The sequence below is a fragment of the Streptococcus sp. 79 genome (genome assembly GCF_013277425.1).
Lineage (GTDB): Bacteria > Bacillota > Bacilli > Lactobacillales > Streptococcaceae > Streptococcus > Streptococcus pseudopneumoniae.
Window position 1 is genome coordinate 44954 of sequence record NZ_VMMW01000001.1, and the last position, 12337, is coordinate 57290.

Here is a 12337-nt window from a genome sequence, read left to right on the forward strand (position 1 = left end):
CTCTTTAGACTTTATCCTGAGAAAATAAAAATTCCCTAAACTATTTAGAAAAAAATCTAAATAGCTCTTGTGTTTAGAATAGAAAGGTGTATAATGTTATTTAGAAAAATATCTAAATAGAAAGTGAAGTTACATATATGTCAAATAAGAGAACAATCCTTCTTTTTGTGGTCTTGGCTTATGCCCTTGCTTGGATAATATGGTTGGCACTATGGATAGGTGGTGTTGGTCTAAATTCTCCATGGAGTCAACTTGCTAGTATTGTAGCCATGTGGATGCCTGCGCTTGCAGTCTTTCTCTTAGGGAAAATCACGAATCAACCTAGTGGAATCAAATCTAAATTAGTTGTAAATCTCAAGAGCAACTGGCGCTTTTACTTACTAGCTATCTGGTTACCAGCAGTTATCAGTTTTTTAGGAGCGGGACTTTATTTTCTTGTATTTCCTAGCAATTTCAGCCTTGGTTTTGAATCTATTCAAGCTATTTTACAAGAAAAAGGTGTCTCTCAATCAGCCATTCCCTTATCTTTCTTGGCTTTGATTCAAATCCTAGCTAGTTTGACTTACGCTCCTTTTCTTAATAGTTTCTTTGCATTAGGGGAGGAAATTGGTTGGCGTGGCTATCTTTACCCAGTGCTAAGAGGACGCTTTTCAAGAGTCCAGACTCATGTCTTGCTTGGTCTCATTTGGAGTCTTTGGCATCTACCAATCAATTTGCAAGGCTATAATTATGGACTATCTTATTTTTCTTATCCCGTTTTAGGAGTTGTCGCCATGTTTCTATTTTGTTTTAGCCTAGGAATATTGTTAAGCTGGTTGTTGGAAAAGACAGGCTCTATCTGGGCTTCAGTCCTATTTCATGGGGCAATCAATGCAACTGCAGGTATTGGGTTACTCTTTCAATTACCAGGAGAAAAAGTTTCAAGCCTCTTGATTTTAGATCCATCACCGACAGGAATGCTATCAGTTCTACCTTGCTTAGTCCTAGCCCTACTAATATTACAAAGGGAAAGGAGTCATTATGAGTTTTGCAAATAGCTTTAAAGCCTTATCTCATTCAGTTAGGAGAGAGATTTTGAATTTACTCAAAACAGGTAGATTACCTGCAGGAGAAATTGCCAGTCAATTCGAGTTGACTAGTGCAACTATTTCACACCATCTCACGATTTTGAAAGCAGCGGATTTGATTCATGAAATGAAAGAAAAAAACTTTATTTATTATGAGTTAAATACATCGGTTTTAGAGGATATAATGGTTTGGTTAGCAGATCTGAAAGGAGATCATTTTGATGAAGATAAAAATCAATAAGAAATTGCTATTATTTACGAGCATTCTCATCCTACTACCTTCCCTTGTAGGTTGTGTTTTCTGGAATCAATTACCAGAGGAGATACCCACTCATTTTAATCTACTGGGTCAAGCAGATGGCTACAATCATAAAATGTCTGCTATCTTTGGATTACCGACTCTCATGCTTTTGATGCATTGGTTGCTTCTATTTTTAATGATTAAGGATCCTAAATCTAGCAATATCAGTTCAAAAATACAAGTTTTGATTTACTGGATTATTCCTTTTGTATCTTGTCTATTAATGATTTCTATCTTCGGAGAATCTTTGGGTTATTCCATGATGAGCGGGATTCTAGCTCAGATTTTTATGGGAGTCGTGATGATCGTAATTGGAAATTATCTACCAAAAACACACCGAAATTATATAATCGGTATTCGACTTCCGTGGACCTTGGAGAGTGATAAAAACTGGAGAAAAACACATCGATTAGCTGGAAAAATTTGGGTATTAGGAGGATTGTTATTGTTTCTAAACTCCTTTGTGCAACTATATGTTTACTGGGTATTCTTCTTGACACTTTTCTTTGTAGTGATAATTCCTAGTGTCTATTCTTATCAATTATCAAAATTAGAATCTTGAAACAGGTATTTGAGTCATTAGTTAGAGAAGTTGGTCTGATAAGTCTATTTCCCCAACGTATGGTTTGAAAAATCATCCTCTTTTGTTTATAATTAAGAATGATTTTATGAAAGGGAGTGAAAATACATGAAATTCTACTCTTATGACTATGTACTCAGCCAAATCGGTCAGCAAAATGGTATCATGGTTGGCTTTGGGATTGTGCTCCTAGCTATCACAGGATTTTTTGCCTTCAAGGCGTATCGTGATAAAAAAGGTGACTAGATTTTGTGAATTGGTCATGATTTTTGTCTTGACTTTGATAGCCATGCTTTTGGTGACAATCTCAAAATACCAGACCAATTAAGCCTCTAACAACCAATTTCAAACTTCATTTCATAGAGGTTGTTTCTAAAGACTTGGGAGTGGATAAATCAGAAGTTTACGTCAATACTTCTGCAGTTACTGATGGAGAACTTGTCAAGGTCGGTTCAGATTTCTACCACGCCATGAACGAGAGCGAATTAGACAAGTATCTTTTAAAGAAATTAGAATTGCATCAAACAGACGTTATTGAATTGGTGAAGGTAAACAAGTGACACTCAACTGTATGGAAATTGTAATCGAACTGGCCTTGGGGCTCTTCTCACTTGTTTTGTTATCAATGTGACAGGAAAGGGGAACTTAGCACCTAACTCTGCGACAGATTAAATTCAGAATTATGTTCTCTGTGCTATCATTGGTGGGGTGATTTACAATAGTTCTATCAGCATTTTGCAGTACGAGGTGATTTTACTGATGTGGACTATTTTGGTTTTGACCCTCAAGTGGCTTCATAATATTCGTTTTGTGAAATGTTTGATTGATGGTAAGCCAACTCTCCTCATCAAACATGAGAAGATTGACCTAGAAGCCTGTCGTTCGGTTGATTTGTTTGGGGTGGATGTAACCCTCAAACTTCGTAGCCAAGGGATTTTCCAGATGAAGCAAGTTGAACGAGCTGTGCAGGAGCAAAATGACCAACTCATCGTGGTCCAAATGGGAGATGAAAATCCTAAGTATCTAATTGTGACTGATGGTGTTATCCAAGTAGAAGTCTTGGAATCGCTTGGCTGTAGCGAAGAGTGGTTGATTGATAATCTCGGCAAACAAGGGCATGACAATGTAGCCAATATCTTTATCGCTGAGTATGACAAAGGTGACGTTACAGTTGTAACCTATGAATAAGAAAAACCTGGGGTCGGGGTCTCAGGTTTCCATTTGGAACTAGAAAGGAATTTTATGTCCATTATTCAAAAACTCTGGTGGTTTTTTAAGCTAGAAAAACGCCGTTATCTAGTCGGAATTGTGGCCTTGGTCTTGGTTTCTGTCCTTAACCTCATTCCCCCAATGGTCATGGGGCGAATCATTGATGCTATCACATCGGGGCAATTAATTCAGAATGAACTACTTATTTACCTATTTTACTTGCTTCTTGCGGCCTTTGGTATGTACTATCTGCGCTATGTTTGGCGTATGTATATTCTTGGGACATCCTACCGTCTGGGGCAGATTATGAGGTCTCGCTTGTTTGAGCATTTTACAAAGATGTCTCCAGCCTTTTATCAAACCTATCGGACGGGGGACTTGATGGCACACGCAACCAATGATATCAATTCTTTGACGAGTCTTGCAGGTGGTGGTGTTATATCTGCGGTGGATGCCTCTATTACAGCTTTAGTGACTTTGCTGACCATGCTCTTTAGCATTTCCTGGCAGATGACTCTAGTTGCAATTTTGCCCCTGCCTTTTATGGCATATGCGACCAGTCGTTTGGGAAGAAAGACTCATAAGGTCTTTGGAGAGTCACAGGATGCCTTTTCTGAACTCAATAACAAGGTTCAGGAGTCTGTATCAGGTATCAAAGTGACCAAGTCTTTTGGTTATCAGGCAGATGAGCTGGAGTCCTTTCAGGCAGTCAATGAATTAACCTTCCAAAAGAACCTCCAAACCATGAAATACGATAGACTCTTTGACCCAATGGTTTTCTTGTTTGTTGGATTATCCTATGTTTTAACACTCTTAGTCGGCTCTTTGATGGTTCGGGAGGGGCAGATTACAGTTGGAAATTTGGTCACTTTTATTAGTTATTTGGATATGATGGTCTGGCCTCTCATGGCTATTGGTTTCCTCTTTAATATCACTCAGCGAGGAAAGGTTTCTTACCAGCGGATTGAGAATCTTTTGTCTCAGGAATCATCTGTAAAAGACTCCGAGTTTCCTCTGGATGGTATTGAAAACGGGCGCTTGGAGTATGCTATTGATAACTTTGCTTTTGAAAACGAGGAAACGCTAATGGATATTCACTTTAGTTTGGAAAAAGGGCAAACTCTGGGCTTGGTTGGGCAGACAGGCTCTGGGAAAACATCCTTGATTAAACTCCTCTTGCGTGAGTACGATGTGGATAAGGGAGGCATTTATCTAAATGGTCACGATATTCGCGATTATCGTTTGACAGAGCTTCGTAGTCTTATGGGCTACGTCCCTCAGGACCAGTTCCTCTTTGCGACTTCGATTTTAGACAATATTCGCTTTGGCAATCCTAACTTGCCCATTTCAGCGGTCGAGGAAGCGACTAAGCTAGCTCAAGTTTACCAAGACATTGTAGCCATGTCACAGGGATTTGATACGTTGATTGGTGAAAAGGGAGTCAGTCTTTCTGGTGGGCAAAAGCAGCGGCTGGCTATGAGTCGGGCTATGATTTTAGACCCTGATATCTTGATTTTGGATGATTCTTTGTCGGCCGTGGATGCCAAGACAGAGTATGCGATTATCGACAACCTTAAGGAGACGCGAAAGGACAAGACAACCATTATTACGGCTCATCGCCTCAGTGCAGTTGTCCATGCAGATTTGATTTTAGTCCTGCAAAATGGTCAAATCATCGAACGAGGCAGGCACGAAGACTTGCTAGCTTTGGATGGCTGGTATGCCCAAACCTACCAGTCTCAGCAGCTGGAAATGAAGGGAGAAGAAGATGCAGAATAAACAAGAACAATGGGCTGTATTGAAGCGCTTGATATCTTATCTCAAGCCTTATGGTCTTCTGACCTTTTTGGCACTCAGCTTTCTCCTAGCGACTACGGTCATTAAAAGTGTCATTCCCCTTGTGGCTTCCCACTTTATCGACCAGTATCTCAGCAATCTCAATCAACTCGCTGTGACAGTGTTGCTGGCCTACTATGGTCTCTATATCCTGCAAACTCTGGTTCAGTATGTCGGAAATCTTCTCTTTGTACGGGTGTCTTACAGTATTGTGAGGGATATTCGTCGCGATGCCTTTGCCAATATGGAGAAGCTAGGCATGTCTTATTTTGACAAGACGCCAGCAGGCTCTATCGTCTCTCGTTTGACTAATGATACCGAGACAATCAGTGATATGTTTTCGGGGATTTTATCCAGTTTTATCTCAGCAATTTTTATCTTTTTGACAACCCTTTATACCATGTTGGTGTTGGATTTTCGTTTGACAGCATTAGTCCTGCTCTTTCTCCCTTTGATTTTCCTTTTGGTCAATCTCTATCGTAAAAAATCAGTCAAGATTATCGAGAAAACCAGAAGTCTCTTGTCAGATATCAATAGTAAGCTGGCAGAAAATATCGAAGGAATTAGGATTATCCAGGTCTTTAATCAAGAAAAGCGCCAGCAGGCAGAATTTGATGAGATTAACCAAGAACACTTGGTCTATGCCAACCGCTCTGTAGCCTTTGATGCCCTCTTGTTGCGCCCTGCTATGAGTTTGTTGAAACTCCTAGGTTATACTGTCTTAATGGCCTATTTTGGCTACCGTGGTCTTTCTATCGGGATAACGGTCGGGACTATGTATGCTTTTATCCAGTACATCAATCGTCTCTTTGATCCTCTGATTGAAGTAACGCAAAACTTTTCAACCCTGCAAACGTCTATGGTGTCTGCAGGCCGTGTCTTTGCCTTGATTGACGAGGCAACCTATGAGCCTCTTCAAGAAAATAGTCAGGTTGAGGTTGAAGAAGGCAATATTCGTTTTGAACATGTGTGTTTCTCATATGATGGCAAACATCCTATTCTGGATGATATTTCTTTTTCGGTCAACAAGGGTGAAACCATTGCCTTTGTAGGTCATACAGGTTCGGGGAAATCTTCGATTATAAATGTTCTCATGCGCTTTTATGAATTCCAGTCAGGGAGAGTTCTCTTGGATGATGTGGATATCAGGGATTTCAGTCAAGAAGAGCTGAGAAAAAACATCGGTTTGGTCTTGCAGGAACCCTTTCTCTATCATGGAACTATTAAGTTCAATATCGCCATGTACCAAGAAATCAGTGATGATCAGGTTCAGGCTGCGGCAGCCTTTGTGGATGCAGATTCCTTTATTCAAGAACTTCCTAAGGGGTACGACTCCCCTGTGTCTGAGCGTGGATCGAGTTTTTCAACTGGTCAGCGACAGCTTCTTGCCTTTGCCAGAACAGTTGCCAGCCAGCCTAAAATCCTGATTTTGGATGAAGCGACCGCCAATATTGACTCTGAAACAGAAAGCTTGGTTCAAGCTTCTCTGGCGAAGATGAGACAGGGCCGAACAACTATTGCTATCGCTCACCGCCTTTCTACTATTCAAGACGCCAACTGCATCTATGTTTTGGACAAGGGGCGCATTATCGAGAGTGGAACTCATGAAGAACTCTTGGCCTTGGGAGGAACCTATCACAAGATGTATAGCTTGCAGGCAGGGGCCATGTCCTAACACTCTTTGATTTTCATTGAGTAAAAGAAGGAAATCCTTCAAATTACAGATTTCTTTCACCGCCTTTTCCATTTTGTGGTATAATGAAAAATGTTGACAAATAGTATAATAAAAACAAAGGAGAACAGCATGCTGAAATGGGAAGACTTGCCTGTGGAAATGAAATCAAGCGAGGTTGAGTCTTACTACCAGCTTGTCTCTAAAAGGAAGGGTTCGCTGATTTTCAAGCGTTGCTTGGACTGGGTTTTGGCCTTGGGCTTACTGGTTCTGACCTCTCCCATCTTTCTCATCTTGAGCATTTGGATCAAGTTGGATAGCAAGGGGCCAGTGATTTACAAGCAAGAGCGTGTGACCCAGTACAACCGTCGGTTCAAGATTTGGAAGTTCCGTACCATGGTGACGGATGCGGATAAAAAAGGAAGTCTGGTGACTTCTGCTAACGATAGCCGCATTACCAAGGTTGGAAATTTCATCCGACGTGTCCGTTTGGACGAACTGCCTCAGTTGGTCAATGTCCTTAAAGGTGAGATGTCCTTTGTCGGTACACGACCTGAAGTGCCACGTTATACAGAGCAGTATAGCCCTGAAATGATGGCAACCTTGCTCTTGCAAGCAGGAATTACCTCTCCAGCCAGCATCAACTACAAGGATGAGGACACCATCATCAGTCAAATGACGGAGAAAGGTCTGTCAGTTGATCAGGCCTATGTGGAGCATGTTCTTCCTGAAAAGATGCGCTATAACCTCGCCTATCTCCGAGAGTTTAGTTTCTTTGGGGACATCAAAATCATGTTTCAAACCGTGTTTGAGGTACTAAAATAAAGTAGTCATAAGAAAATGAGTACAGATAAAAGGAGCAAATCAATGCCAAATTACAATATTCCATTTTCACCGCCTGATATCACAGAAGCAGAAATTGCTGAAGTAGCGGATACCCTGCGTTCTGGTTGGATCACAACAGGTCCTAAAACAAAAGAACTGGAGCGCCGCTTGTCTCTTTACACACAGACACCTAAGACTGTTTGTCTCAACTCTGCGACAGCTGCTCTGGAGTTGATTTTACGCGTTTTGGAAGTGGGACCTGGTGATGAAGTCATCGTTCCAGCCATGACCTATACGGCTTCATGTAGTGTCATTACGCACGTGGGAGCAACCCCTGTCATGGTGGATATCCAAGCAGATACGTTTGAGATGGACTATGACCTGCTTGAGCAAGCTATCACTGAGAAAACTAAGGTGATTATCCCAGTAGAGCTCGCAGGGATTGTTTGCGATTATGACCGTTTGTTCCAAGTCGTGGAGAAAAAACGTGACTTCTTCACCGCTTCAAGCAAGTGGCAAAAGGCCTTTAACCGTATTGTCATTGTCTCTGATAGTGCCCACGCTTTGGGATCTACTTATAAAGGACAACCTTCTGGTTCTATCGCTGACTTTACTTCCTTCTCATTCCACGCCGTTAAGAACTTTACAACGGCAGAAGGTGGAAGTGCGACTTGGAAGGCCAATCCAGCGATTGACGACGAAGAGATGTACAAGGAATTCCAAATCCTTTCCCTTCACGGGCAAACTAAGGATGCCCTTGCCAAGATGCAACTGGGGTCATGGGAATACGATATCGTCACACCAGCCTACAAGTGCAATATGACTGATATCATGGCATCGCTTGGTTTGGTACAATTGGACCGTTACTCTGGTTTGCTAGAACGTCGTAAGGACATCGTGGACCGCTATGATCGTGGTTTTGCAGGTTCTCGTATCCATCCATTGGCACACAAGACTGATACTGTAGAATCTTCACGCCACCTCTACATCACCCATGTAGAAGGAGCGAGCTTAGAGGAACGCAATCTTATCATCCAAGAATTAGCTAAAGCAGGAATTGCAAGTAATGTTCACTACAAACCGCTTCCTCTCTTGACAGCCTATAAGAATCTTGGATTTGATATGACGAACTATCCTAAGGCCTATGCCTTCTTTGAAAATGAAATTACGCTCCCTCTTCACACTAAATTAAGCGATGAAGAAGTGGACTATATCATTGAGACTTTCAAAACAGTTTCTGAAAAAGTACTAACTTTATCAAAAAAATGACAAACTACAGACAAGCGAAAGTAATACTGTCCCTAAAAAGTCTAATTGAGTGTAAAAACTGTTGTTTTCAATTGATAATAGTTTACACCTGTAGTTGAGGCCCCTTTCTCCTCAGAGAGAGAATTTTTATAGGATTTTCCTTTCTTGTGGGAGTCCCGTGGTTTGAAATAAGATGTGAGCAATTTGGTGTAGCATTTAGAATCCTTACTAGACATCATTTAGAAAATATAGTGTCTTGTTCTAGTTTTCAATTCACCCTATTTTTTGAAAGACGTGAGTTTCCATGAGTGAGATTGTGGAAACTCGCGTCTTTTTTTGTTTTCAGAATATTGTTCAAAGTTTTGTGCCTGTCTTTCATGTTCTAGTCATTCTTTTGCATGATAGAATTTATAGCGTTTTGATATTATAATAATACAAATATCCCATATGTTTAGTGAAGCTTGCTATACATCATTAGATCTCCTGCGAGACAATCTATAAAACACTTGTCTACGATTACCTATATACCCTATTCCAGTATTTTAGAAGCACTGCATCTATTTTTATCGAGGTTAAATCTAGCTTTTATAGAAGGTCTATTTAATAAATATATTGTAGTGTTTTAGTTTCAATCCGCCATATGAGCGATATTCAGGTAAATATCCCTGGCGAATGCTTGTATGACAAGGTATTTGTTCTTTCATTTATAATTTACAACATATCAATAAATTTAAATATAGTAAATGGGATATTTTATATTCAAGTTAAGAAAGATAGCATCACTTTTGAATGGAAGGCTAAAGAGCAAACTAGGAAGTTGGCCATAGATAGCTCAAAACCCTGCTTTGAGGTTGTAGATATAGTAAAATGAAATAAGAATAGGACAAATCGATCGGGATAGTCAAATCGATTTCTAACAATGTTTTAGAAGTAGAGGTGTACTATTCTAGTTTCAATCTACTATAGAACTGACCAAGTCAGTAACCTAGACTTAGGGCAAGGCGGCACTGACCTAGTTTGAAGAGATTTCCGAAGAGTATAAATTTTAATATTTTCTTGTGTTATTCCTTGACAATTCAATTTGGAAAATATATGATAAAGATAATGACAGCGGTGTCATTTTCTGGTATGGAATTTATATGAATATTAAATTAGGACATAATATTTTTAATTGGAGGCTAATATGAAATCTTTTCAACAAAATGAGGTTTTCTCTATTCGTAAGTCTAAGGTGGGAGTTTGCTCAGTTCTCTTAGCGGTTTTATTTATTGGAACACAAAGTGTTTTAGCTAATGAAGTAGTTGGTGAAACTTCTTCGTCTAAAGATAATATGCAAATGAACTCTTTGTTGAGTAGCACATCTACATCATTATCTGCGCAACCCCATTCTGATACTCTCAGTCTTGATAACAATTCAAGTTTAAGTACTGATAATAATGGAGGAGTGAGTATTAATCAAAATAAACCTGATATAACAAATGATACTATGATGGGTAACATCTCTGGGATGGAAGTGAATACTATTTTAAGTACTAATCTGAACGAACACGTAGCTTTGAATGTTAAAGATTATGGAGCAATAGGTGACGGGGTTAATGATGATCGACAAGCAATTCAAGATGCAATAGATGCTGCAGCTCAAGGGCTAGGTGGAGGAAATGTATATTTTCCGGAAGGAACTTATTTAGTAAAAGAAATTGTTTTTTTAAAAAGTCATACACACTTAGAATTGAATGAGAAAGCTACCATTCTAAATGGTATAAATATTAAGAATCACCCTTCTATTGTTTTTATGACAGGTTTATTTACGGATGATGGTGCGCAAGTAGAATGGGGCCCAACAGAAGATATTAGTTATTCTGGTGGTACTATTGATATGAACGGTGCTTTGAATGAAGAAGGAACTAAAGCAAAAAATCTACCACTTATAAATTCTTCAGGTGCATTTGCTATTGGGAATTCAAATAAGGTAACTATAAAAAATGTAACATTCAAGGATAGTTATCAAGGGCATGCTATTCAAATTGCAGGTTCGAAAAATGTATTAGTTGATAATTCTCGTTTTCTTGGGCAAGCCTTACCCAAAACGATGAAGGATGGGCAAATCATAAGTAAGGAGAGCATTCAGATTGAACCATTAACTAGAAAAGGTTTTCCTTATGCCTTGAATGATGATGGGAAAAAATCTGAAAATGTGACTATTCAAAATTCCTATTTTGGCAAAAGTGATAAATCTGGGGAATTAGTAACAGCAATTGGCACACACTATCAAACATTGTCGACACAGAACCCCTCTAATATTAAAATTTTAAATAATCATTTTGATAACATGATGTATGCAGGTGTACGTTTTACAGGATTCACTGATGTATTAATCAAAGGAAATCGCTTTGATAAGAAAGTTAAAGGAGAGAGTGTACATTATCGAGAAAGCGGAGCAGCTTTAGTAAATGCTTATAGCTATAAAAACACTAAAGACCTATTAGATTTAAATAAACAGGTGGTTATCGCCGAAAATATATTTAATATTGCCGATCCTAAAACAAAAGCGATACGAGTTGCAAAAGATAGTGCAGAATATTTAGGAAAAGTATCAGATATTACTGTAACAAAAAATGTAATTAATAATAATTCTAAGGAAACAGAACAACCAAATATTGAATTATTACGAGTTAGTGATAATTTAGTAGTCTCAGAGAATAGTATATTCGGTGGTAAAGAAGGAATTGTTATTGAGGATTCAAAGGGTAAAATAACCGTTTTAAATAACCAATTTTATAATTTATCCGGTAAGTATATATCATTCATCAAATCTAATGCAAATGAGAAAGAACCTGTTATACGTGATAGCGATGGTAATTTCAATATTGTAACGGAGAATGGGCTTTACAAAATTGTAACAAATAATTTAAGTGATAAAAACGAAAAAGAAAAAAACAAAGAGGAAAAACAATCTAATTCAAATAATGTAATTGATAGTAACCAGAAGAACGGAGAGTTTAACTCAAGTAAAGATAATAGACAAATGAATGACAAGATCGACAATAAACAAGATAATAAGACAGAAGAAGTAAACTATAAAATAGTTGGAGATGGCAGAGAAACTGAAAATCATATTAATAAATCTAAAGAAATAGTAGATGTAAAACAAAAATTACCAAAGACTGGTTCGAACAAGATTATGGAACTATTCTTAACAGTGACAGGAATTGGTTTACTTTTGACACTAAAAGGGTTGAAGTATTATGGTAAAGATAAATAAAATTTGTTCGATACAAGGAAGTTCTGTAGAAAATGAGGATACTGTAGGTTCACAAAATCAGTATTTTTGGATTATCGATGGAGCTACAGATTTATATAATTCTAAAGAGGAGATAGGTTATTCAGTCTCAGAAGTTGTACATATTTTATCAGAAAGTTTGTCGGTTAATTGTAAAGAATCAAAAACTCTTAAACAAATATTTGAAACTGCTTTACTAGAGGTTAAAGATGAAATCGGTTTAAACTCATATGAATTAACAGAGTATTATCGCTTACCAACATTTGCTTTTATATTTGCTAAACTTTCAGAAAAAAGTTGGAGTATATGATGCTAGGTG

9 protein-coding genes and 2 pseudogenes are annotated in these 12337 nt (G+C 38.5%); all 11 read left to right on the forward strand.

What is annotated here, in order from left to right; all coding sequences use genetic code 11:
• The first annotated feature begins 137 nt into the window (after positions 1–137).
• The 11 genes and pseudogenes from HT729_RS00255 (at position 138) to HT729_RS00305 (ending at position 12328) form a co-directional block, all read left to right on the forward strand.
• On the forward strand, positions 138–1037 hold the full coding sequence (locus tag HT729_RS00255) for a type II CAAX endopeptidase family protein (RefSeq protein ID WP_119942890.1): 900 nt from the start codon (positions 138–140) through the stop codon (positions 1035–1037).
• A complete protein-coding gene (locus tag HT729_RS00260) occupies positions 1021–1308 on the forward strand; it encodes an autorepressor SdpR family transcription factor (protein ID WP_050222921.1) in 288 nt (95 codons plus the stop codon). Before HT729_RS00255 ends, HT729_RS00260 begins: the two co-directional genes overlap by 17 nt.
• The gene (locus HT729_RS00265; protein ID WP_078934249.1) at positions 1289–1930 is read left to right on the forward strand and encodes an SdpI family protein; all 642 of its coding nucleotides are present in this window, start codon (positions 1289–1291) and stop codon (positions 1928–1930) included. Before HT729_RS00260 ends, HT729_RS00265 begins: the two co-directional genes overlap by 20 nt.
• A 126-nt stretch (positions 1931–2056) precedes the next feature.
• Positions 2057–2508: pseudogene (locus HT729_RS00270) on the forward strand (DUF3290 family protein).
• Positions 2505–3136: pseudogene (locus HT729_RS00275) on the forward strand (DUF421 domain-containing protein). The pseudogenes HT729_RS00270 and HT729_RS00275 overlap by 4 nt, the downstream one beginning before the upstream one ends.
• A 54-nt stretch (positions 3137–3190) precedes the next feature.
• Positions 3191–4936 (forward strand): ABC transporter transmembrane domain-containing protein, encoded by a 1746-nt coding sequence (locus tag HT729_RS00280; protein ID WP_172925938.1) that lies wholly within the window; start codon positions 3191–3193, stop codon positions 4934–4936.
• Positions 4926–6668, forward strand: a complete 1743-nt coding sequence (locus HT729_RS00285; RefSeq protein ID WP_172925939.1) for an ABC transporter ATP-binding protein — start codon at positions 4926–4928, stop codon at positions 6666–6668. The genes HT729_RS00280 and HT729_RS00285 overlap by 11 nt, the downstream gene beginning before the upstream one ends.
• Positions 6669–6797: 129 nt before the next feature.
• Positions 6798–7490, forward strand: a complete 693-nt coding sequence (locus HT729_RS00290; protein ID WP_001861841.1) for a sugar transferase — start codon at positions 6798–6800, stop codon at positions 7488–7490.
• Between the two features lie 42 nt (positions 7491–7532).
• Positions 7533–8759, forward strand: a complete 1227-nt coding sequence (locus HT729_RS00295; protein ID WP_050089759.1) for a DegT/DnrJ/EryC1/StrS aminotransferase family protein — start codon at positions 7533–7535, stop codon at positions 8757–8759.
• Between the two features lie 1162 nt (positions 8760–9921).
• Positions 9922–12000 (forward strand): glycosyl hydrolase family 28-related protein, encoded by a 2079-nt coding sequence (locus tag HT729_RS00300; RefSeq protein ID WP_172931548.1) that lies wholly within the window; start codon positions 9922–9924, stop codon positions 11998–12000.
• Positions 11984–12328, forward strand: coding sequence for a hypothetical protein (locus HT729_RS00305; RefSeq protein WP_050492292.1), 345 nt, complete (start codon positions 11984–11986; stop codon positions 12326–12328). Before HT729_RS00300 ends, HT729_RS00305 begins: the two co-directional genes overlap by 17 nt.
• The last annotated feature ends 9 nt before the right edge of the window (positions 12329–12337 follow it).

What these genes read in the sequence shown, in the direction of transcription:
- HT729_RS00285 (WP_172925939.1), top strand. Translation starts at nt 4,926, where the DNA reads ATGCAGAATAAACAAGAACAATGGGCTGTATTGAAGCGCTTGATATCT.
- HT729_RS00305 (WP_050492292.1), top strand. Translation starts at nt 11,984, where the DNA reads ATGGTAAAGATAAATAAAATTTGTTCGATACAAGGAAGTTCTGTAGAA.
- HT729_RS00255 (WP_119942890.1), top strand. Translation starts at nt 138, where the DNA reads ATGTCAAATAAGAGAACAATCCTTCTTTTTGTGGTCTTGGCTTATGCC.
- HT729_RS00295 (WP_050089759.1), top strand. Translation starts at nt 7,533, where the DNA reads ATGCCAAATTACAATATTCCATTTTCACCGCCTGATATCACAGAAGCA.
- HT729_RS00260 (WP_050222921.1), top strand. Translation starts at nt 1,021, where the DNA reads ATGAGTTTTGCAAATAGCTTTAAAGCCTTATCTCATTCAGTTAGGAGA.
- HT729_RS00290 (WP_001861841.1), top strand. Translation starts at nt 6,798, where the DNA reads ATGCTGAAATGGGAAGACTTGCCTGTGGAAATGAAATCAAGCGAGGTT.
- HT729_RS00300 (WP_172931548.1), top strand. Translation starts at nt 9,922, where the DNA reads ATGAAATCTTTTCAACAAAATGAGGTTTTCTCTATTCGTAAGTCTAAG.
- HT729_RS00265 (WP_078934249.1), top strand. Translation starts at nt 1,289, where the DNA reads ATGAAGATAAAAATCAATAAGAAATTGCTATTATTTACGAGCATTCTC.
- HT729_RS00280 (WP_172925938.1), top strand. Translation starts at nt 3,191, where the DNA reads ATGTCCATTATTCAAAAACTCTGGTGGTTTTTTAAGCTAGAAAAACGC.